Annotated in this window: 18 protein-coding genes and 1 tRNA gene; 9 read left to right on the top strand and 10 right to left on the bottom strand. The window is 45.0% G+C overall.

Going from position 1 to position 23,554, the window contains the following annotated elements:
• Positions 1-18: 18 nt before the first annotated feature.
• The 7 genes from nuoK to L0659_RS16180 form a co-directional block, all read right to left on the bottom strand.
• The gene (gene nuoK, locus L0659_RS16210; RefSeq protein WP_235127667.1) at positions 19-330 is read right to left on the bottom strand and encodes an NADH-quinone oxidoreductase subunit NuoK; all 312 of its coding nucleotides are present in this window, start codon (positions 328-330) and stop codon (positions 19-21) included.
• On the bottom strand, positions 327-857 hold the full coding sequence (locus L0659_RS16205) for an NADH-quinone oxidoreductase subunit J (protein WP_235127666.1): 531 nt from the start codon (positions 855-857) through the stop codon (positions 327-329). The genes nuoK and L0659_RS16205 overlap by 4 nt, the downstream gene beginning before the upstream one ends.
• 29 nt (positions 858-886) lie before the next feature.
• Positions 887-1,972, bottom strand: a complete 1,086-nt coding sequence (locus L0659_RS16200) for a 4Fe-4S binding protein (protein ID WP_235127665.1) — start codon at positions 1,970-1,972, stop codon at positions 887-889.
• A 123-nt stretch (positions 1,973-2,095) separates the two neighbouring features.
• A complete protein-coding gene (locus L0659_RS16195) occupies positions 2,096-2,716 on the bottom strand; it encodes a thioredoxin family protein (protein ID WP_235127664.1) in 621 nt (206 codons plus the stop codon).
• 46 nt (positions 2,717-2,762) lie between these two features.
• A complete protein-coding gene (locus L0659_RS16190) occupies positions 2,763-4,028 on the bottom strand; it encodes a glycosyltransferase family 4 protein (RefSeq protein ID WP_235127663.1) in 1,266 nt (421 codons plus the stop codon).
• On the bottom strand, positions 4,025-5,902 hold the full coding sequence (locus L0659_RS16185; RefSeq protein ID WP_235127662.1) for an alginate lyase family protein: 1,878 nt from the start codon (positions 5,900-5,902) through the stop codon (positions 4,025-4,027). The genes L0659_RS16190 and L0659_RS16185 overlap by 4 nt, the downstream gene beginning before the upstream one ends.
• Complete coding sequence (locus L0659_RS16180; protein WP_235127661.1) at positions 5,899-8,022, bottom strand: bi-domain-containing oxidoreductase; 2,124 nt, start codon at positions 8,020-8,022, stop codon at positions 5,899-5,901. Before L0659_RS16180 ends, L0659_RS16185 begins: the two co-directional genes overlap by 4 nt.
• 116 nt (positions 8,023-8,138) lie before the next feature.
• On the opposite strand from L0659_RS16180, the gene L0659_RS16175 reads away from it, so the two are divergent.
• The 3 genes from L0659_RS16175 (at position 8,139) to L0659_RS16165 (ending at position 13,080) form a co-directional block, all read left to right on the top strand.
• Complete coding sequence (locus L0659_RS16175) at positions 8,139-9,296, top strand: Gfo/Idh/MocA family protein (protein WP_235127660.1); 1,158 nt, start codon at positions 8,139-8,141, stop codon at positions 9,294-9,296.
• A 201-nt stretch (positions 9,297-9,497) separates the two neighbouring features.
• Entirely contained in the window at positions 9,498-9,953 is a 456-nt protein-coding gene (locus tag L0659_RS16170) for a hypothetical protein (RefSeq protein ID WP_235127659.1), read from the top strand.
• Between the two features lie 28 nt (positions 9,954-9,981).
• On the top strand, positions 9,982-13,080 hold the full coding sequence (locus L0659_RS16165; protein ID WP_235127658.1) for a T9SS type A sorting domain-containing protein: 3,099 nt from the start codon (positions 9,982-9,984) through the stop codon (positions 13,078-13,080).
• Between the two features lie 158 nt (positions 13,081-13,238).
• On the opposite strand, the gene L0659_RS16160 is transcribed toward L0659_RS16165, so the two are convergent.
• The 3 genes from L0659_RS16160 to ubiE all read right to left on the bottom strand — a co-directional run bounded on the left by L0659_RS16160 (position 13,239) and on the right by ubiE (position 14,824).
• A tRNA-Val gene (locus tag L0659_RS16160) sits at positions 13,239-13,313 on the bottom strand.
• A gap of 111 nt (positions 13,314-13,424) precedes the next feature.
• The gene (locus tag L0659_RS16155) at positions 13,425-14,078 is read right to left on the bottom strand and encodes a porin family protein (protein WP_235128048.1); all 654 of its coding nucleotides are present in this window, start codon (positions 14,076-14,078) and stop codon (positions 13,425-13,427) included.
• A gap of 23 nt (positions 14,079-14,101) precedes the next feature.
• Positions 14,102-14,824, bottom strand: a complete 723-nt coding sequence (gene ubiE, locus L0659_RS16150; RefSeq protein WP_235127657.1) for a bifunctional demethylmenaquinone methyltransferase/2-methoxy-6-polyprenyl-1,4-benzoquinol methylase UbiE — start codon at positions 14,822-14,824, stop codon at positions 14,102-14,104.
• A 161-nt stretch (positions 14,825-14,985) separates the two neighbouring features.
• Here ubiE and L0659_RS16145 point away from each other — a divergent pair, with 161 nt between their 5' ends.
• From L0659_RS16145 to L0659_RS16120, 6 genes are all read left to right on the top strand, one after another.
• Positions 14,986-15,768: an outer membrane beta-barrel protein gene (locus L0659_RS16145; RefSeq protein WP_235127656.1), complete on the top strand. Its 783-nt coding sequence runs from the start codon at positions 14,986-14,988 to the stop codon at positions 15,766-15,768.
• 14 nt (positions 15,769-15,782) lie between these two features.
• Positions 15,783-16,364, top strand: coding sequence for a hypothetical protein (locus tag L0659_RS16140; protein WP_235127655.1), 582 nt, complete (start codon positions 15,783-15,785; stop codon positions 16,362-16,364).
• 122 nt (positions 16,365-16,486) lie between these two features.
• Entirely contained in the window at positions 16,487-17,119 is a 633-nt protein-coding gene (locus tag L0659_RS16135) for an RNA polymerase sigma factor (RefSeq protein ID WP_235127654.1), read from the top strand.
• Between the two features lie 60 nt (positions 17,120-17,179).
• The gene (locus L0659_RS16130) at positions 17,180-18,316 is read left to right on the top strand and encodes a FecR family protein (protein WP_235127651.1); all 1,137 of its coding nucleotides are present in this window, start codon (positions 17,180-17,182) and stop codon (positions 18,314-18,316) included.
• 210 nt (positions 18,317-18,526) lie between these two features.
• Entirely contained in the window at positions 18,527-21,913 is a 3,387-nt protein-coding gene (locus L0659_RS16125) for a TonB-dependent receptor (RefSeq protein WP_235127650.1), read from the top strand.
• A gap of 19 nt (positions 21,914-21,932) precedes the next feature.
• A complete protein-coding gene (locus tag L0659_RS16120) occupies positions 21,933-23,546 on the top strand; it encodes a RagB/SusD family nutrient uptake outer membrane protein (RefSeq protein WP_235127649.1) in 1,614 nt (537 codons plus the stop codon).
• Positions 23,547-23,554 lie beyond the last annotated feature (8 nt).

The raw sequence follows: 23,554 nt of genomic DNA, 5'->3' as shown, positions 1-23,554 counted from the left end.
AATGTTTCAATACCAAACTTACTTCTTCAATTGATCAACTTCGTCTGGGTCAACCGTCTGATAATGACCATAAACACGCAGAATTATGGCAAGCGCAATGGTAACCTCCGCCGCGGCTACGACAATGACAAAAAGCGCAAAAAGCTGCCCGCTCAAACGCTCCGGATCATACTGACTGAATGCGACCAGATTAATATTCACTGCATTTAACATCAACTCAATCCCAAGCAGAATTCCAATAAAGTGTCGTTTCGTGATCGTAATAGCCAGACCAATGCAGAAAAGTGCTGCGGCAACCACAAGAAAATGTTGTAAAGGGATAGAAGTCATGGCGCAGGATTACGGTTCATGGCGAGATATGCTGCGCCAACCAAGGCAACCAGTAATAAAATGGCAGCAATTTCAAATGGCAACAAGTGGCTGGTCATCAATTCAACACCAATCGTCTTAATGGTAGACCGGCTGCTGATTGAATCACCGATCATCTTGAAATTTGCAGATGAAATGATTTTAAAAAGCGCCACAAAAATCCCTACACCAAGTAAAAAGCCCCAAACTTCACGGCTAAGCAAGATTTCGACACGGTTATGGTGCTGCGAATCGTCGTTTTTCTTTTTTTGCGTAAGCATGATGCCGAAGATCAATAAAACCAGGATCCCGCCAACGTAAATCATAATTTGCGTTACGCCAAGAAAATCTGCGCCAGCCAAAATATACAATGCCGCTACTCCTAAGAAAGCCAAAAACAACGCAAAAGCACCGTAAATAAGGTTTTTTGAAAACAGTATAAAAAGCGCAGCCACAATTGCGAGAAGTGAAAATCCGTAAAATGCTGCAAGTTCCATGTTAGTGTTCAAAATATAAAGTTGTAAGTCGAAACCAAAGGCTATTCCTTCGGCTTAGGCTTCATGGTTGGTCTAAACGCAGGCTTGGGCTTCGGCTCAACTTCGGGCGCTTTCTCTGCAATGGGCAATTCTATTTCCGGCGTTATAGCCTGCACTTCGGCTTGTGATTCCTCTACTGTTTTCGCTTCGCCAATAACCGGCGGCTTCATTTTTGGCTTAAAGATCGGCCTTGCAGGTGCTGGTTTTGCGGGTTCGACAGGCGGAATTTCCTCATCAACAGGAACTTCCGGCTTTTGTTCCGAAATGACCTTCGGCTTCATGGAAGGTTTAAAAGGCAGTTTTGGAGCCGGTTTCGGGGCTTCTTCTGTGTTCGCTTCGGAAATCTCTTCTGCTTTTACATCCGACGTTTCTTCCTTTGCAACAACAGGAGCTGGTTTTTTTGGTATGAAAACAGGCCGTGCTGGTTTCGTTACGGGAGTTTCTTCCTTGATCTCTTCTTTCGATTCAATATCCGGTTTGCTCTCAGCTTCCTCCACTTTTGGCTTCATACCAGGCTTAAATACAGGCCTGGCAGGACTTGCCGCTGGCTGTTCAGCATTAATAGCTGGTTTTGGAGCTGCTTTTAATGCTTCTTTTTCTTTCTGGAATTGTTCGAGCAGTCGGCGTTTCTCATCTGCTTCCTCGGGCGTGAGATTGGTGTAATTGTAAACCATATCCCGCACATCCAACTCACTGTAATCGAACGTCTTAGTCATTGTCAGACATTCCGTCGGACACACTGTTGTGCAAAGTCCGCAGTAACAGCATTTGGCCATATCAATGTCAAACTTCGCTGCATACAAGCGGATCGACGACCCATCGGATGCTTTTCCAATCTCTTCAATCGCCTTAATCGGCTCAATGTAAATGCAATCGACCGGGCAGACTTTCACACATTTGTCACAGACAATGCAATCGTCTATTTCATTGTGTAAGCGATAACGGCCATTATCGGGAATTGGGATAGTTTCCTGTGGATATTGAATGGTAACCATTCCCTCTTGTCCGCCAAAAAAATCATCGGAACGGATATCCACCATCCTGCGACGCTTCCTAGCATTCCACAAATGCCTCAAAGTCAGTCGCATACCTGTTACAGTCGTGCTGATTCCTTCCGATATATTTTTAAAATAACTCGACAAACCCCGTTGTATGATTTTAATTAGCTCATTCTGCCTATCGCAAATATAGACTAAACTGGTTTTTAAAACTTACTTTTCAACCAAAACACCTTCCAATAAAGCCCGCAATTCCCTTTGCAAGCTCAGCGACTTGTCTGCAATGTACCAGCGCTGCATTTCTTCCGAGAACTCCTGATAACTTTTCACGGGATTGGCCTTGTAAGCATTCAACATTGCCTGTCCTTCCACCGGCCTCGGTCCCCATGTAAAAAGCTCGTTGAAATCTTCGTCTACGGCAATCAATTTGGGAATGGATTTGCCGCCATTGGTAAGATAAGCATCCATAACCGCCGGATTTTCATCGCGCAATAAAATTTTGACCGTGATCATCGGATTTGACAATGTGGCCGCAACAATGGGTGGGATATTTTGGGAAGCATCGCCGCACCATGCTTCGGTCAGGATATACCAGGTCTGCGGGACCGTGATCTGGTTAATGGTTTCCTTTAATTCCTCCGTCACAATCACCGTCTTGTTCAGGCGCTGCATCCGGGCCAGGTTCAGCCGTGTATAATGGTTAAGATCTTCCGATTGTTTTTCGCCCGTTGTGCGTTTTTCCAGGACAACTTTCTCCATTAAGCGCATATAATCGGCGTACGAATAGGCATTTTCGGTGACCGCCAATGGAAATAAATCTGCTACGTTTTTCATGTGATTTCTTTATTAAAAAACCCTTTGAAAGTGCTTTCGGTTCCGGTTATGGGCTTGTCTGAGACTGCTTTTTAAGCATATTTTGAATGTATTGCAAGTATTTCATTGCCAGAACTTCACGATCAAAAAATTGTCTTGCATAAGCATGACCATTACGACCATGAAACTGCGCGAGTGTCGGATTTTTGAGATATATCAAAACTTTTTCCGCATAATCGGCCGGATTTTCCGGTTCAATGTAAAGTCCTGCATTGGCATCCTCAATCAGCTTTCTGGATACTCCGTCGATGGCGAGCAAAACGGGTTTCTGGCAGGCGAAATAATCGAAAGTTTTGTTGCTGTAAACTGTTTTAAAGATTTCAGTTCTTTTCAAAACGGAAGTGCCGGCATCGGCTGCGAGAATGTATTTGAAAATGTCCGACTTGGAAACTGTATCTATAAATGTAACATTATCCAAATTCCGGCGCTTTGCTTCTGCCGTCAGCTTCCCCTTTTCCGGACCGTCGCCAATGAGCAGAAAATGCGCCAAACTATCCTTTAACATTTCGGCCGCGTCGATCAGTTGTATCAGATGATTGGCAATGCCGTGCGCGCCGACGTAAATAATGATGAAACGATCGTCCAATCCAAGCGACTTTCTGAATGCGATCCTGTTAAAATCGGAGTACAGCTTATCTAAAATTGTAAAATCAGCCGCATTGGGAATAAGCCAAATATTTTCCGGTCGTACATTTTTTTGATTTGTTAAAACGGCTTTAAATGCTGGCGTCAGCACAGTAATCGCTTTTGCACGATCATATAAAAGCTCTTCCAGCCAAAACGCTGCCCTTATTAATAATTTGTTTCTTAAAACACCCGTCTCCACCGCAGACTCCGGCCATAAGTCCCTGATTTCTAAGATAAATTTGGCCTTTTTTATCTTTGAAATGAGCAAACCGGCAATGCCCACAAACAGCGGCGGCGATGTAGCAAGCACAATGTCGTATTTTCCCTTTAAACGAAAAACCCCACCCCAAATAGCCGAAAAAGCAAACGAAAACTGCATCAAAAGCCTTTCTATGAAGCTGTTACCAGAAGATTTAACAACATGACAGCGAATAACTTTTACCCCATTCTGATTTGTCTGCGCCACAAAACTTTTCCGACCCGAAGAGGACAAATTCCCATTCATATAATGCGTAGTCCCAGCCAGGACTGTCACCTGATGCCCCGCTTCGACCCAAATCCGGCTCATCTCATTCCAACGCGACCCGCCGCCGTCATTGTCTTCCAGAAAATACTGATGGATCAAAAGAATGTGCATCGGCTTCATATTGGACTTTTTGCTTGAATTACCGTGCGGATGTAGTTTCCGAAAGAAGCAAAAACGAGTCTGCCGCACGCAACTTTTTTGCCATAAGTTTCAGAATGCCAGCCTTCTGTTTTTTCAAGTTTGATCTCGTTACCGTGATTATCCTCTGCCGTTATCACATAATGTTGAAAAAAATCGGGGTGCGGGTGCCAGATTTGGTGCATAGGAAGGTAATCTGGGCGATTTTCAATGTGATCTTCGATGATCCAATGTCGCTTTTCTTTCAATTTAGTAACGCTTCTTTGGTGTTTAATGCCTTTGCCCAATTGCTGAAAACCTTCAAATTCTCCATGGATATAAAATGAATCAATGTCTTCATCTACAAATGCTTTCGCTCTTTTTATCCAGTTGAACCACATGAAGCGCGGGCCCTTTCTCATCTGATCAAAATCACCCAGCATAACCGTATTGTGCGAGGCAGTTCCAGCAAAATATCGTAACCACTTTTCATCCGTGTTATAGGAATAGGAACCTGCGTCACGCAGAATATTTACGCCATTAGCCCAAATGTCCAAATGCATGTTATCCGCCTGGAATGGTCTGTTTTTGTAAGCGCCGCAACGCAGAAAAGTCAATGTTTGGGTCTCTCGGATCATATAGTAACCGCCTTGCTCAAAACTAGTTACAGGTTTTGGCTGAAAGGTTTCGTGAGTGCCCCGATGAAAATTTAAGTTAAACCATGCCGCTTCTTCAATCCAGGGACCTTTTTCATAACCCAGCTTTAAATTCAAAATATTCGCTAACGCTTGCAACTGGGGCCGGAAATCACGGAAATGGCATTCTGTCAGCGGGAAAAACAATGCCCCATCATTATTGCCGTAATTCGGAAGCCAGCCCGTGGCCTCATCCTGACAACTGCGCAAAAAGTGAAGCGATTTCTTTGCCCGATCGTACACAATGTCAGCCCATTTGTCTCCATTCTGCTTGGCAATGCTGATGGCGAAAGTTAGTAACTGCACCACAACCCGATGGTAATTCATGGAAAATTGCAGAAATGTCCCGTCCTCATACACCTGAAATCCGATCTCCTCCTCAAACCATTTTTTCCCGTCCCGCTTCCACTCCCCACTTTCAGGAAAATGCGGAAAAAACGTGCCTATCACATACAATGCCAATGTTTCGGTAAGCGCATGGTTGTTTCTGACGGCAGTCCGTGAGAAAGGAATGTGCTTTGCAACACGCCGCATTTGTTCGTAAATGCTTTGGACAATTTTGTTGAAAAGTGCGGATGAAAGCGTTTCTGAATTTTTGTAATAATGTATCGCGAAAGTCCAGTTTAGGGCCCGTAGCGAAATTTCCTGCCCGCAACACCAGTTAGGCCCGCGGTTTACGGGATTCTGGTCGATCCAATCACTAATGAATGCAAAAACAACCCTGGAATGATCATTTTTAAAATGAAAATCATAGCGTAAAAGATCAAACAGGAAGCAAAACCGCGATTTTTCCCAAACATATTTAATGTCCCCTGCCTGCTTCGAAAGCGTGGGGATCTTGCTCCAATGTGTGTTTTTTTCATAAATAAATCCATTTTCAGGATTCGTATGCCAATCGGAAACCGTTCGCCATTGGTCGTGGAAATAAAGAAATTTGTTTTGCCGGAGTTGCGCTGCTCTTTCTTGTAAGCGCGATAATGAAGGATCTTTTTTCAAGTTCAAATCTGCGGGATCAAACACAAATTGAATCTTCTGATCCAGCCATTTCTCTCTGGAAAAACTAGGCAAATGCTTTTTATCAACCGGAAACCGAAGCGTTAGCAGCCCGGTTCGAACCTGGATTTCATGCCAGATGCGAAAAATTGCATATCGTATGCCCATATCTTCCAAAAACCGGATCATATGTTAATCCAGGCTTTCTGTTTCAAACTTTCCAATGCAGCCAGGCTTGCCGCTGCCGAATTGACAATCTCATGGAAAGGAATCACAGACTCTCCCCCATTTTTAACAGCATGCATTAATGCTGCAAATGCTTCCTTATGACCTTTGTTTTGCGCACTTTTTGATTTACTAAATCCTTTAAAACCGAATCCGGTCAGTGTTTTGAAATCATCTAAAATCAATGTTCTGCCAAGCGAATACACTTCAATGCGCTCTTTTGGATAAGCTGAATGCCCGTTTGAAAAATAATTGACTACGCCTGTCGAGCCATTCGCACATTTGATTAAAATGCTCGCATTATCGGTCGTTTCCGAAGGATCAAGGTCCATGGCATTCAAACAAACGGCCGTAATAAGGCTTCCCGTCAGGTAAATGATCAGGTCCATCAAGTGACAGCCTTCTCCCAGGATCCTTCCCCCTCCTATTGCCCTGTCATGAATCCAGGCGCTTTTTGGTACAAAACCAGCGTTAACTGTGATCACCACATTCATCACGCTTTGGCCTAGCAGGGCTTTCATCTTTTGAGCGTGGGGGGACTGCCGTCGGTTGAAACCGACGGTTAGGGTTGGGGTTTGGGTTTTGGTTTTTTTTGTTTGCTGATGTAAGGTGTTGATTAGGTGGGTTAGGTCTTGTTGGTTCAGGGTTATTGGTTTTTCTACGAAAACATGTTTGCCGGCTTCAAGCGCCTGGATTGTAATTGATGCATGCAGATCATGCCTTGTGGTGATCATCACCAGATCCACCTCAGGGTCATCCAGAATGGTTTGGTAATCTGTTGTGGCAAAAGGAATTCCGTGTTTTCTTGCCAGGTGCGTGGAGGACAATCCCTTTGCACTGGCAATGCATTTAATACATTGATCTTTCAGCAAAGGCAACATCGTCATGGCTGTAAAATGACCCGCGCCTATAATGCCGATCACGCCTTTGCTTCCCGTGAACGATTTGCTAAGCATTTGCACCGAACGCGACGTCGACGGTTTGACGGCATAATAGAGCAAAATCGCGATGGTTTCGGAAGCTTGCAGCTTGGCATAAGCTGTTTTGTAATCTTCCAGATCAACCCTGTCGCTTATCAAGTAAGTGGGGTCCAAAACGCCCGACGAAAGCAATTGAAGGATTGCCTGAAAATTGCGGTTTTCCGTCCAGCGAACATAAGGAAGGGGATAATCCATGCCATGTTGCTCATACTGTGCATCATAACGACCGGGACCGTAGGATGAGGCAACCTGGAAAGTCAGTTCTTTATGATAGAAAGCGGCCCGGTCCAACTGCAAGTCAGCCGTTCCGATCAAAACGATCTTCCCACGCTTTCTCGACATGGCCGCCGCCTGCGCGACCACCTGGTGAGATTGCGATGTGCTGGCAATGATGACGGCATCCGCACCGATTTCGCTTGTTATCTGGGCAATGTATTTTTCCGGATCAACAGTTTCCGGATCAATTGAAATGAAACCTTTCGCAGCGGCAATGGCTCGCCTGTTATCATCAGGGTCAATGCCAATGACCTGACAACCATTGATTTTAAGTAAATCAGCCGTCATTAAGCCGACTAAACCAAGCCCCATCACCACAACCGTTTCACCAAGTCCCGGTGATATCAACCTGACTGCATTCAAAGCCACGGCCCCGATCACTGTAAATACAGCAGCTTCGTCAAATACATTTTCAGGCACTTTCGCCACGAGGTTCCGGGGAACGCAGATGATTTCGGCATGCGGACCATTGCTTACAACACGGTCGCCCACCTGAATATCATGCACGCCATCGCCGACTTCCAGCACATGGCCCACATTGCAATATCCGAGCGGAAGCAGCTGGTCGAGCTTGTGGTAAATTTTTTGAATGGTTGGGAAAAAGCCGTTGGAGCGGATTTTATCAATGGCCTGTTTCACTTGTGCGGGTTGTAACCTCGCCTTTTGCAGCAAACTGGCCTTGCCGAAGTTCAGGAGCATTCTTTCAGTCCCGGAAGAGATCAGACTTTTGTGCGTTTGAATGAGCACACAGCCCTTTCGGACCATTGGAGCGGGCACTTCCAGTAACAGAGTTTCCCCTGTCCGGAGGTTTTGGACAAGCTGTTTCATGAAATATAGTGTGTTATTGAGTGCCGGAAATTACAATCTTAAAAGCAATTACAAAATTTTAATATTTTTGAACATTACAATTCAAGTACAAAAAGCAAATCCAGCTTCATAAAAGCATGAAAAAACTGAATATAGGGATCGTAGGTTACAAATTCATGGGCCGCGCGCACAGCAATGCCTGGAAAAAAGCACCGCAATTTTTTGACATGCCCGCAACGCCTGTGCTCAAAGCAGCCTGCGGAAGGCATGAAAGCGCAGTGAAAGAATTTGCCGATAAATGGGGTTGGGAAGAGACCGAAACAGATTGGAAAAAGCTCGTTTCCAGGCCGGATATTGATATTATCGACGTTGCATTGCCGCAAGATCTGCATTATGACGTCGCCATTGCCGCAGCGAAAGAAGGGAAACATATCTTCTGTGAAAAACCGCTTTCCATGAATAGCAAACAGGCCGAGGAAATGTTGAAAGTGTGTGAGGATAACAAGGTCAAACATTACCTGAACCACAATTACAGGAGAACGCCCGCGGTTTCTTTTGCAAAAAAAATGATCGAAGACGGCAAAATCGGACGCATCTTCCACTGGCGCTGCGCCTACCAGCAAGACTGGATCATAGACCCGGACTTCCCCTTAACCTGGCAATTACAAAAAGAATTCGCCCAAGCCGGGCCGCAATGGGACCTCAATTCACATGCAGTCGATCTGGCGCATTACCTTGTTGGCGACATTGCCAGCGTTTCTTCCTTAACAGCCAATTTTATCAAAAACCGCCCTATCGTTGAAGGCGGCGAAACGACCGGAAATTTGACAGCAGGCAAAGCCGGCTCCGAAATGGGCGAAGTAACTGTTGAAGACGCTGCTTTAATGATGGTCATGTTCAAAAATGGCGCAATAGGATCGTTTGAAGCCACCCGTTTTGCGGCAGGAAGAAAAAACCGCTTGTCTTTTGAGATTTACGGAAGCAAAGGAAGTTTGTGCTTCGACCTGGAAAGAATGAACGAGCTGCAATATTTCTCACGCGAGGACGAAAGCGGGCAGCAAGGTTTCCGGACCATCCTCGCAACCGAAGCCGCACACCCTTATGCAGGAAACTGGTGGCCAGCAGGGCACATTATCGGCTATGAACATTCGTTCGTGCACGCTGTGGTCGATTTCGTAAACGCCATCGAAAACGATACGGAAATTAAACCTGATTTTTCAGACGGATTGAAGATCATCCAGGTTCTTGAAGCCGGATTAGAGTCTGCGGCATCCAGGTGCCAGGTTGATCTATAACATTTTCCAGGCCACCTTTAACACTTCAGTACTCAACTACGATTACGTATATCAATGTTCGTTCGTTAAAGGTGGCCTATAAAATTCCGTATTAACTTTACCGGTCTTTCTCTCACACCGACCGGCGGCTCACTGGAAAATACTTTCGAGGCAATTATTTCTACCTTCCTCGCAAGTATTTTCACCTAAGCCCGAGAGCCTATGTTTTATTTATGCAAAAGAAGATTTTCCCTCACTAGAAGTACCGGCTACCCAGGCATTAGGCTCCTTGCCTTCGCTGCAATTTTAGCAACCACACTACTTTCAAGCTGCTTCCTCAAACAAGACCGCACAACAACGGTTTATGGGACGATCACGGATCAGAATGGTGTGCCGGTTGATAGCATTTTAGTAATTATCTCCGGACTCAAATTCCATTACTCGACAGATTTATCAAAAGTATACTCCGATGGAAATGGCAATTACAACGTCCTGGTCGATGTCCCTAAAAATTTCACAGCTGTTGACGTCATCATTCCTTCCTTATCAGAAAATGCCAAGTTTATGAAAATTTTCAGCGGTTACCGGATTAAAAAAGATGATAATATAACAAATAACTGCTGCACAGCTTCCATTGGTAGAAAAACTAAGTACGACTTTCAACTAATCCCCAAGTAATCTATTTTTAACTTAATCATACACTAAAATGAATCACTTTGCATCTTCTGCAAGGGGAGGACGCTGCTGTCTTCTTCCAGCCCTTCTGTTTGTCTTTTCCATTACGTTTGCGCAAGATTACAACCAACTTCGACAGCAAAAGCTCAATAGCCTGGACCTGTCTGGCCTTGGGCAAATGCTTTTCCTGAATGCTGGCTTAACCAATCAAAGTGAGATTAATCACTTCAAAAATTTAAACACACAAAAGGGCAAAATTCCAGAGCCGGTGTCCTCCGAGGAATGGCAAAATTTATATGAAAGACTTTTTGACACAGACCTGAGGCCTACCGAGGATCGGCTACCGGAACTGGAGAAACTAGTTGAAACTAATGCCTCAAAACTTACCAAAAACAATGTGATTCCGATTGCATTCATCAATCTCGAAGGCATTTATCTATCTAATGATGAGCTTTTCGAAAACGAAGCCTTTAAAAAAGCTGGGAAAGCAGTTGTCTTTGCGAAATACGAAAAGGTAAAGATCGTATCCGCGGCGGTTATGCAAGAAGATTTGTATCAGTCCGATGTTTTTTTTCAACTGGATGAAGCGTTAAACATCGACAACCATGCTGGAAAAATCACTTCTGTGGAGATTGATTTCAATGACGGGCGAGGATCTACCAGTTATCCAATAACAAAAAAATTAATTCCATATCATTTTAATTCGATCGGCGAGCATGGCATTAGGATTCGTTTTGCCATCGGAAATATCATTTATCTCTTTGAAACGAAAGTAAATGTAAGGCAAATGGAACGCCTTAAACCTTACAAAGAAATGGAAGTAACTGCAAAGCCGTTTCAATCCGTCACCTCAGATTCATCTGCCAGAACTACACTGGTGGGAGGCACGATTCGAATTATTAAAGGATGTGACCAAATATTTGATAAACCGATCATTATTGCAGAAGGTTTTGACATGGGACAGGATGTAAATTTGGACGCCATTGAAACAAATTACAGAATTCCGCTCAACCAGTTTTTAATTGAAGGTTACGATTTGGTGCTGCTAGATTACAACGACGGAAGAGCCGCCATACAAGATAATGCACAGGTTTTGAGAGCGGTCATCGAACTTGTGAACACGCAAAAGACCGGCAACATTGAATCCATCGTTATCGGAGAAAGTATGAGTGGACTGGTTGCCAGATGGGCATTGCGGGAGATGGAAAATGCGGGACAAGCGCACCACGCAAAGCTGATGCTTTGTTACGATACGCCGCATCAGGGCGCGAATGTGCCAGTGGGGCTAACACAGCTAGCATATGAGGCGCACCCAACATTGCTTACAAACATCATCCTAAAATTTTTTGCGAAACGTTGGCGAAACTATTACAAAGCATTTGGGACACCAGCTGCAAAGCAACTATTGCTACATCAGGCAGGACATCCGAATCTGGGTATGAAGCACGCCGATTTTGATAGTTTTCGCACGCAACTCACCGCGCTAGGAAATGGCGGCTATCCTGCGACTTGCCGCAATATCGCAGTAATCCATGGCAGTATGGATGCGGGCGACCGTACACTATTTAATGATTATAACTATGGCAGCAGATTGCTACTTAGCTGGACACCACTAGGCCTGCAAAACACCAATATTGATATTCATACAAATGATATTACCAAGAATAGTAGTGTGTTCAAATTTGCTTCATGGGGAATGCTGTGGAATAGAAAAGCTGTCAATAGAACTTACCTAAGCCCTTTAAACGATGATTTTCTTCCTGGTGGTCGCACACAATCGGCTGTCCCAAATAAGTTGATCGGTAAGAAGACCCACTTTGAATTTTGTTTTGTACCAACATTCAGTTCAATAGATTATCAGGGGCCAAAGTCAACACAAGTTCAACGAGAGCTACTTAATCTAACAACTTTCAACTCATCTGACTCTCCATTCGATGCATTTTACGGAAGTCAAAACCCTAATGACAACACAATCCATGTATCTACAAGGAGAATTAACTGGACAGCAATCGGCCTCGCCGAAGGCCTTCTAACCGGCACTGCCGCATGCCCGGCCCTCCCGGTCCCGCCAATCCCAACGGTCGTACAATTTAACACATGCTATCCTTTCAGCCAGAAGCGCACTACACAGGATAACACTGCAAATATCACAGTCTCACTGAAAAATGCTTCTAACGGCCTTTATGTACACAACTGGACTGTTTTGCCTTCCAATCAATACTTCACTACAACGGGCGATCAGATCACTTTCCAGGCGGAGCGTGCGGATCATTATGAGGTTACTTGTGTTCGCACTTACCCGAACCGCAGGGATTTGAGCTCGACGTCTACGGCGACGATCTGGGTTTATGATTGCGATAATGTTCCTGCGAAGCCGGATGAAAATCAATTGGTGTTTGCAGACGCGGCGGACGTTTGGGAAGGTGATTTTTTATTGACTACTGCTGTGGATTCGCTTGCGGTGTTTGCACATTACCACCCAGTTTCCAAACTTCTATATTCATCGCTACAAAACGGGACATTCATACCAAGAAGCAAGCTGAAAGCGAGCGGCATGTTTGATGAGTTTGCAAATCTGTTTGCAGAAACCGACCCAGACAATCCGCTACCGGTCCATTTGGTAAAATTCGAAGCAAAAAGCGAGGGCCAAAATGCGTTGTTGAGCTGGATAACTTCTAGCGAAATCAATAGTGAAAAGTTTGTGGTGGAGCGCAGCGCATCCGGAAAGGAATGGATTGAAATTGGCTATGTTAAGGCACAGAAGATCAGCACACAACAAGAGGCGTATGTATTTCAAGATTCAAATGTCGGTCTGAAAGCCATCTATTATCGCTTAAAAATGGTGGATTCTGATGGCACTTTCGCGTATAGTAAAATTGAAAGCGTAAGATTTGGCGAAACGCAAGCTGCAATATTTCCGAATCCAATTGGTAATGATGGATTACTACATTTGGCAGACGGTGCTGACGCTGTTAACATTGCGATTTTCGATATTTCCGGACTGAAAGTGTTTGAAAAGAATGGCGCAGCGACGCAGATTAATGTTGAGAAACTTCCGCCAGGAAATTATATCGTTCGTATTCGATTGAAAAACGGAACTGAGACAAGTCGGTTGGTTGTGAAGAAATAAGGAGATAGGTATCAAACAAATAGAGCTCCGATTTCTCGATGCTCTTTTTATGTGGGAGTTGAGGGATTCGAACCGCGCGGCGAACCGTCCCCGACCCTCTGCTTGTGAAGCAAGCATAAACAAAAAAAAGCATCGATTGCTCGATGCTTTTCCTTCCGTGGGAGTTGAGGGATTCGAACCCCCGACCCTCTGCTTGTAAGGCAGATGCTCTGAACCAACTGAGCTAAACTCCCTTTTTCCCCGTCGTTTGGGAGTGCAAATATGTAGGACGAAAATCTTCTCTGCAACTTTTTTGATGAAAAAAATTTAAAAAAATTGCAATTCATTGAAGATCAAGGCACATTTTATTCAAAATTTAAATACAATGTGACGGTGTGGGTAGACAATTTATTAATCCCGGTGCCTAATGAATTTTTGGAAGGATTAAAAACATTGGTTAACCCGTGGGAAAAGCGCAACTCCGGCGCAAATTTGAAGAACTCGAAAAACTGCTCATAACCAATGCCATAATCCAGCGAAAAATCACTCGATTTTGTATCCAGCTGACCACCGCCCCGGTTTCTTTTTACATTGGTTTCCAAACCCAAAGTAAAACCCGCAATCATATACATTCTCGAATTTACCCGACGCAAGGATTTGTATTTCAGCAACAAAGGAATCTCAATCCAGGTCGATTCACGCTTTTCTGTCTTTTCGACTCCATTCGGATAAGTATACTTAACATTCCGGTCGTAAAGTGAAACGGATGGCGTGGTGCGGATATCGAAATGGTCGGTAAGGAATGCATTGACAATGAAGCCCATGCGAAATGCTGCATTGGTCGGAGACTGGATTACAAATGCAGAATCTTTGGACACAAAATCGTTGCTGTGCTTGATATTGAAACGCGTAAAGGGCACACCGAAAAGGATACCATAATGGATAGGCTTGTCATCATAAAATTCCAGGTGACGACGCCTGTAACCAATGCCCTGTGATTTCACTTCCTGGGCCGCCATCAGCAGCACAAGAATGCCTAATATTATTTTTGCCCTATGTAAATCGAACAAATCCCGAAGGTAAGTGTAATGCATTTGGTATTGATAAAACCTGCTTTTTTATAGATTTCAAGGAATGCTTCTCCATCCGGAAACGCCTGAACAGACTCGGGCAGGTAAGTATACGCCGAACTGTCTTTGGAAACGCTTCTTCCTATCAATGGCAATATATATTTGAAATAAAAATTATAAAACTGCTTGAAAGGGAAGCTGCGCGGCTTGGAAAATTCTACCACGACACAAGTCCCGTTTGGCTTCATCACGCGGTTCATCTCGCTCAGCCCGGTCAGCAAATTCTGGAAATTGCGTACTCCAAACGAAACGATGATGGCGTCAAAATAATTGCTTTCAAAAGACAAGTTTTCAGAATCACCGCTTTGCAGCGTAATAATGTCCTGCTTGCCCAGTTTTGCAATTTTTTCGCGCCCCACAGCCAGCATTCCTTCCGAAATGTCAACGCCGATAATCTTCTCAGGCTTCAATGCAAGCGCTTCTATGGCAAAATCGCCCGTGCCCGTGGCAATGTCGAGGATCACTTTTGGTGACTGTTTTTTCAGGAGCTTAATGGCCCTTTTGCGCCAGTAAATGTCCACGCCTGCGCTCAAAAGATGGTTCAGCAGGTCGTATTTTGGTGAAATATTATCAAACATTTCCGCGACCTGCTCTCTTTTGCTGCCTTCTTTATCTTTATATGGAACTACACTCATTTTGCTTTATTGTTAATACAACAATTAAACAAAACTAACAGATAAATGTTGTTATTCTGATTACGCGGATGATGTAATTGAAATGGGGTGATGACCAAAACCGGAAACCTGCGTCTAAACGGAGAATCTTCTTAGGACCAACAGCTAACCGGTTGTCAATCATGCATCAATATTTACTTGGAACACTCCTGATCCTCGCAACTTTCGCGGCAAATGCACAAAAGCATCGCACAGCCTCATCGAATGGCATCAGCCAGAAAAAAAGTTATGACCGGAATGATTATCAGCCTTTTACACTAAGCGTAAAGACCGGTTTAACGCAATTTTTTGGAGAACTGAATGAGCAGGATATGCGTGGCGTTTCGGGTGTGAGTATCGGGCGGGCTTTCAATAAAAATGTTTCCCTGCATCTGGACTACCATTCAGGAAAGCTTGGCGGCCAGAAAACCGCATTTTTCAATTCCTGGTTTGTGAATGCTTATAACAATGTTGAGCTCACGGTAAAATGGAACCTGACCGAACAATTTAAGGATTTCGAGCCGGGCAGTGCAAGTTTCAGCATTTATGGTGGCTTAGGAATTATTCATTTCAATGCCAATGCTTATGACTTGGATCACAATCAGTTGCTAAGATTTACAAACAGTAAGCTGAGCGCGCGAAACCCGCATTTCTTGCGTTGGGGAAGGCCGAAAAGTTTGGCGAACATTCAAAAGACACGCGAAGGGCTTCTGCCGTTAGGCACTTCTCTGGATTACAAATTGTTGAAACATTGGAAGCTCGGCCTTGATTATCGCTTCTATTTTGTGAGAACAGACAAGCTGGACGCGACTTCGGGCAAGCGGCTGATCAATCCCGAAGAAAGTGAATCATACAGTGACACGCCCAATGATAAATTTAGTTTTATTGCCGTAACATTGGCCTATCGTTTCCATTTAAAACATTAGCAGGACTTCTAAACATGTTCTCAAACACCGTAAAATACAAGCTTTATCCCACCCTCCTCAATCGTTTTGACCGGTTTGAAAAGGGTTATATCAACGAAACTGAGCTTCTCAACAGCGTTAACCGCCTGCCAGTCCCGCAAACGGAGGCACAGCGGAAAGGCGTTTCCTTCGAGGAAGCGGTGATCAAAGGCATTGATGAGGAAGAATTTGACCCGGAGATCCTTTCCCGTGTGCGTGCGTTGCTCCCTCGCCCGATGCTCAAAACGCAGGTTTATTGTGAATATCAAATCGAGGATGTGCTCCTCTATGGCTACGTGGATGTGCTCGGGAAAATGGTTGCTGTCGACATTAAGACCACAAGCAATTATCAGCCAGGATGTTATGCAGTAAGCCACCAAAATTTTTATCTCCCCGCATTACGCGGCAAAGGAATCCGAAGCTTAAAATATGTGATCACAGATTTCAAAGATGTGTACCAGGAAGAGTACGACCATTCCATGGATTTTTCTGCTCAGATGAGCCAGATCAAGGCTTTTTGTGAATTTCTGGAAACGCACCGGGGTGAGATCACCGACTTACGTGTTTTTGGCAGTTAATGTAAATAATTACTTCCGATTGGATCTTCTGTCAATCAAAAAGCAGGATGGTACAGGATAGCAATTTGCGCTAATAATGAGAATATTGAAAGTAAAAATATCATATTTTCAACAGCGCTCAAATGAGGAAGCCTGCACCTGTTCCCGAGGATGAGCCGCATTTGGGCGAGCTGTGGAACCGTTTTCGCCAAAATGATGAGCAGGCTTTTGACGAACTCGCCAAGCGCCGCTACCGGCTGCTGTTTAATTACGCTACAAAATTCACCAAAGACACAGAGCTGATCAAAGACTGTATTCAGGACTTGTTTTTGGAATTATGGTATCGCAGGACCAGACTTACCGACACTTCCTACGTCACCGTTTACCTCATTTGCGCTTTGCGAAACAACCTTTTGCGGAAATTGAAAGTGAATACGCGACTTGATGATTCTGCCGACATCGCCGCCAGCTGCGAAGGTTTCACGGATAATCTCACGGTGGAAACCATGCTGATCAGCTCCGAATCTATGTCGCAAAAAGAGCGTGAGATCCGCAATGCGATCAACCGGCTTCCTAAGCGCCAACAGGAAGTCATTTTCCTCAAATTTTACGAAGGTTTGTCTAATGACGAGATTGCCAAAGTGATGGAGATCGAACGGCAAACCGTTTCCAACTTCATTTACAGAGCCATAGCCCAGCTCAAAACCGACCTTCCTTCTTTCTCCAATGTCATCCCTCAAATTATTTTATCATTTTTTCTAAAATTTTTATCATAAAAAGGGTATCCGTTTCCAGGACTGTACTATTTCAATGTATACAGTCCATAAAAACGGAAAATGCAGGATTACGCACGATACGACATTAAAGATTTCCTTGCCGACGAGGCGTTTTGCAGTTGGGTGCTTCATCAAAAGCCTGCCGACAATGCTTTCTGGGAAAACTGGATCCGCAATAACCCCGATCGTGCAGGCATTGTAACAGCTGCAAAAGACCTGATCTCAGAAATTCATCACGCACAAAATTATCTCAGCGAAGACGAGCTCCAACATGAATTGCAACGCTTGTCGGCCGCGAGGAAATCGGCTACGGAAGAATTGGAATATGCCGAATCTTTGGATAATCGATCTGAACAGAACTGGTTTGCAAAAAACTGGATGCCCCGCTTTTCTCTGACATTAGGCGTCTTAACCTGCTTCGTTGTCCTGTTTTATTTTTATACAAATTCTAACCTCAAAACAGGTCAGTCGGAGATCAGCCAGAAATCATTAAAAGATGAAAAAAATGAGAATTGGATTGAAGCAACTAATAATAAAGCAACTACAAAATACATTACATTGCCCGATGGCAGCTCTGTGAGACTTTCGCCTGAAAGCAAGCTCAGTTATCCGGCCACATTTGTGCAGCATGAGCGTGAAGTTTTGCTGAATGGTGAGGCGTTTTTTAATGTGACCAAAAATCCGGAAAGTCCATTTAAAGTCTACACCAGCGATGTGGTTACCACGGTTTTGGGCACCAGTTTCACAGTAAAAGCATTTGATGGGGATAAAGATGTGCGCGTCGTGGTCAAAACGGGACGAGTAACCGTTGCTGCCAATGCGCCGCAAAATAAAACGCAGGAACCAGAGAAGAACGAGCTCGTTTTGTTACCCAACCAGCAGGTCGTTTACCATCGCGATGACCAGAAAATGAAGCGATCGCTCATTGAAAATCCTGTACAGGTAGGCCCTGCAGACATTACAAGCCAAAACCTGGTTTTTGAAGATGCGCCTGTTGCAAAAGTCTTTGAATCACTCCAAAAACGATACGAAGTCCAGATCATTTACGACGCCGATTTAATGGCCGGTTGCGAGCTCACAGCAGAACTCGGCCAGGAGCCACTATTTGAAAAACTTAGCATGATCTGCAAGGCCATTCAAGCACGCTATGAAGTGATCGACGGGCAGATAGTGATCCACGGAAGTTCGTGTAGATAACATTAAAATACTTTCCTAAGCCTTAAAATATACATTTATGAGTCAGTCCTGCCATCCGCCCTGATGTAAAAACAAACAAGCCGACGATGCTGTAACATCCCCGGCTTGTCTTTTCCCCCATCTTAATTCCTCACTAATAATCCGGTTCGCTAAAACCGGAACAGGGGAGTTTTGTATCTCATTTTTCCAAAAAAGCATACATACAAATCTATGAAAATTAGTACGAAACCGATCAGGATTTTACTCAAAATCATGCGCATTTCAATATATCAGCTGATCCTGTCTGCCCTATGCACGTCGTTGGTCCTGGCCCATGACAGCCGGGCGCAGGAGTTACTGAACCGTCGGATTTCACTGGATCTGGATGATCAGAAAATAAGCGTCGCGCTCCGGCAGATCAGCCGTCAGACGTCCGTGCGGTTCATGTATAGCCCGCAGGTGATCCCTGTTGAGAATAAAGTAACGCTACATGTTCGTAATGAACCGCTTAATGTGGTTCTCGAGTCACTTTTCAAGCCGCTGAACATTGGTTATGAAGTCTCGGGCGACCAGCTGGTGCTCAGCATTATTTCTGATCTGAAACCATTAAACCCTCAGTCGGCGGAAGAACAAAAACCGGTGGACAGGAACATTAAAGGTTCTGTAAAAGATGAAAAAGGCGCACCATTGCCCGGTGTGAGCATTGTGGTAAAAGGAACGCAGCGCGGCTCACTGAGCGATACGGATGGAAATTTCGATGTGAGCATTCCCGATGGAGAGCACACGATCATTTTCTCTTTTGTGGGTTACCTGAGCCAGGAAATTCCGGTGGGCAGCCAGAGCACGATGGACATTGTTATGAAAGATGATTTGAAAGCATTGCAGGAAGTGGTCGTGGTAGGTTATGGAACGCAGAAAAAGGTCAACCTGACCGGTTCGGTGGCTTCCGTGGAAGGTGAAGAACTTTTGAAAACACCAGCCACCAACATTACAAACTCGCTCGTAGGACGGCTTCCCGGCCTGATCGCGGTGAATGGGAACGGAAAGCCTGGTGCAGGATCGTCCATCTCCATCCGCGGCGCCAGCACATTCGGCGATAACAGTGCATTGATCGTCGTGGACGGCATTATCCGAACTTTCGACCAGATCGACCCCAATGAAGTGGAAAGCATTTCTATATTAAAAGACGCTTCGGCAACAGCGGTTTACGGTTCAAGAGCGGCCAATGGTGTTATTTTGGTTACTACAAAACGCGGCGCGACTGGTAAGCCAACATTCAATTACAACGGTTTCGCAGGATTTCAGCAGCCGACGCAATATCCAAAAGTGCTGAGTGCCTATGAATATGCAATTACGAAAAATAAGGCTGTGCAAAATCTCGGCAAACCCATTCAATATTCAGATCAGCAATTGGAAGACATTCGCACGGGTGTGCTGCCGGAATATGACTGGTATGGCAACACTTTGAAAAAACAATCTTTTCAAACCCAACAAAACCTGAGCGTTAGCGGCGGCTCGGATGCAATCCGCTATTTTCTTTCGCTGGGTTATCTGGATCAGGATGGAATGTACGACCGCATTAACTTCCAGCGCTATTCCATCCGGACCAATGTGGATGCGAAAATCAATAAAAACCTGACCATATCCGCAGACATTGACGCCAGCGCCAGAAACACCAACCAAAGTGCCTACGCCCCCGAATCCATTTTCGACGACATTGTAGCCGCCTATCCGCTGGATAAGGCTTACAATCCCGACGGAACCATTTTTTACACCCGCGAGCAACATCCTGTTGAAGAGATCAAAACCGGCTATAACCGCATGCGGAACAACATTCTGCAAGCCACATTGACAGTGAAGCATGAATTACCATTCATTAAAGGCTTATCGGTTTTGGGACGCGCTTCTTTCGGGCGGGAATATGCCAATAACAAGCATTATAATGTGCCCATCTTCATGAACCGCCAGGATGCGGACGGTAACACGCTGGAAATTTATCCCTACGGCGGCTGGAATGGCAAAACAGCATTGACGCAATCATTCAGCGAGTACAATACGACCACATTGAATGCTTCGCTAAACTATTCGCGCACCTTCGGCGCACATGAATTTGGCGGCTTACTCCTTTTCGAACAGCTCGATGCGAAAGGAAACAACTTTTACGGTTTCCGCACTAATTTCCCTGCGCAGGGACTGGATGAATTTTTCTACGGCGGCGAAAGTCAGAAAGATGCCAATGGCGGATCGTTCACAGACGGTCGCCGAGGTGCTATTGCGCGGGTGAATTACAGTTTTCAGCAGCGTTATTTGTTTGAAGCATCATTCAGAAGGGACGGTTCCGTGGCTTTTCCGGCTTCCAAGAAATACGGTTTTTTCCCGGCTGTGTCAGCAGGATGGCGGATTATTGAAGAACCTTTTCTTAAAAACAGCGCGGCCCTTTCATTCCTGGATAACTTAAAACTGCGCGCTTCCTATGGTGTGGTAGGTAACGATCGCAATGTGTACACGGGCTATCTATTGCGGAATCCAACATTCCAGTATTCTCAGGTTTACAATCCGTCGGGAACCATTGTATCAGGCACAGAAGGCCTTTCCACCATTGCACCGGGCATTTTGCCCAATCCGGATGTGACCTGGGAAACGGCGTCGGTTTCGGATGTAGGGCTGGAAGGTTCGTTATGGAAAGGAAAATTGCAGTTTGAAATTGACCTTTTCTACAAAAGAACTTCCAACATCCTGCGCACACGTATCCGCTCCATTCCGGGCACATTGGGCGCACAGTTGCCCGCAGAAAATTATGCCAAAGTGGATAACAAAGGGATTGAATTCATGCTGAGCCATCAGAATAGTTTCCAGGCTTTGAAATACTTTATCAAACTCAACGGAAGCTTCTCGCAAAGCAAAGTGATCACCCTCGACGAACCTGCTAACACGCCGGATTATCTGCTGCAAACCGGCCGTCCGCTGGGTTTTATTACCGGTTATAAAGCGGAGGGCTTTTTCCAGACAGACGAGGAAGTGGCTACTTATTTACCCCAATTTAACGGAGGACAAAAAGCAGGTGACGTGAAATATGCAGACATTAACGGCGATGGAAAAGTGGACGCTAATGACCTGACCATCATCTCCATGGACAATAATGTTCCAAAAGTGATCGGCGGTTTATCATTCGGAGGTTCACTCAAGGGTTTTGATCTGAATGTGCTATTCCAGGCAGCGGGACGTGTTCGGCAAGTGCTATATGGCGCTGCAAGGGACTTTTTCCAGGGCGGATCGCGGAATACATATGTGGATTTGCTGGATCACTGGTCGCCTGAAAATCCAAATGCATTGTATCCGAGACCGTGGGAAGGCCCTAACCCAAATAACTCGCTCACTTCCAGCCTATATCTCAGGAATGCCAGCTATGTCCGGTTAAGGTCCATAGACTTTGGATACACATTGCCTTCTGAGCTGATCAAGAAAATTGGTGTGCGCAATGTGCGGGTTTATTTCTCGGGAGCCAATCTTTTTGTTTGGTCCAAGATGAAAATGTTTGACCCTGAGATTGAGAACACTACGGGCACTTACTATCCGCAGCAGCGCACGCTGAACCTCGGCCTGAACCTTACTTTTTAATCAGTTAATGTTTACTGTCATGACAAAAATATTTGCCAAAACACTGCTGGTTGTAATGATCCTTATGACCACCGCCTGCAACGAAGACTTCCTCGAACGCCAGGCCACCGACTCCATTCCCGAGGAAAATATCTTCGCAGATCCTGCGCTGATTCAGCTTTTTGTAAACAATATGTATCTGGATGTGCCAGGGTTCGATCACAGCTTGTATGATAACATTACCGACGAATCGCGCAGTTACTGGGGCGGCGGACCGCGGAATGTTGTTCAGGGTCAATGGTTTCCGGATAATAATCCAATGGAATATTGGGCTTATGGGCCGGTAAGAAAGACCAACATGTTCCTGAGCAAGATAGATGCCGCCGATGTGGACGAAGAGCAAAAAACAAATTTCAAAGGACAGGTAAAATTCCTGCGTGCAATGCTCTATTTCAATATGATCAAACGCTACGGCGGCGTGCCCATCATTACTGAGCCACAAGGACTTGACGATGACCTTTTTGTAGCCAGGCAAACGACGGACGAAAGCTTTGACTTTGTCATTAAAGAACTCGAAGAAGCCATTCCACTTTTGCCCGAAACGCACGGAACGCGTGCCGTGGATGTGGGAAAAGCCAACAGGCATTCTGCAAAGGCATTTTTGGGGCGTGTGCTGACTTATTATGCAAGTGCTTTATTCAATCCGGCAGGTGATGTTGCACGCTGGCAAAAAGCGGCATTGATCAACAAAGAAGTGATGGATGCGGGCATTTACAAGCTGCATGGCAATTTCCGCAACATTATGCTCGATAAGAATAATGAGGAAGAGATTTTCAGTGTGCAATATCAGAAGCCGTTCCGTGAGCATGGCTGGGATTCGTGGGGCCAACCCGATTCGCAATCCAAGCAGGATGCGGTTGAGCGCAGTCCTGTGCAGGAATTTGTGGATGCATTTGAAATGAAAAACGGGAAAGCGATCAATGAAACGGGTTCAGGTTATGACCCTGCTAATCCTTACAAAAACCGCGATCCCAGGTTCGACGCGACAGTGCTTTACAATGGTGCCACATTTTTCGGCGCAACCATTTATATGTATGAAGGTGCGCCCATTGATGGCATTAACCTGCCTTATGCGACCATTACAGGTTATTTGATCCGAAAAGGCATGAACGAAAGCAATAAGGACTATTACGGTAGCTCCGGCAGCGACCAAAACTGGATCGAGCTGCGTTATGCCGAAGTGCTTTTGAATTATGCCGAGGCAAAAAACGAAGCATTGACAACGCCTGATGCATCCGTTTATGCAGCCATTGAAGCCATTCGTCAGCGTGCCGGATTGGTTCCTTACCAGCTTCCGACCGGACTTTCCAAGGTTCAAATGCGTGAAAAAATCCGTCACGAACGCTTTATAGAATTAAGTTTTGAAGGCAAGCGCTATTGGGATTTACGACGCTGGAAAATAGCTTCCCAAGTGCTGAATGGCAAGCAGTTCAATGCCATGTACATTACTAAAAACGCAAACGGAACCTACACTTACAAAGCCAAACCGGTGGACGGTGTGCCTTATGTTTTTCAGGACAAAATGTATTTCATGCCTATTCCGCAGCGCGAGATCGAGAAAAATCCTAACCTGAAACAAAACACCGGCTGGTAACAACCTGC

Source organism: Dyadobacter sp. CY347 (assembly GCF_021502655.1).
Taxonomy (GTDB): domain Bacteria; phylum Bacteroidota; class Bacteroidia; order Cytophagales; family Spirosomataceae; genus Dyadobacter.
This window is presented reverse-complemented; position numbering and strand designations above follow the sequence as displayed.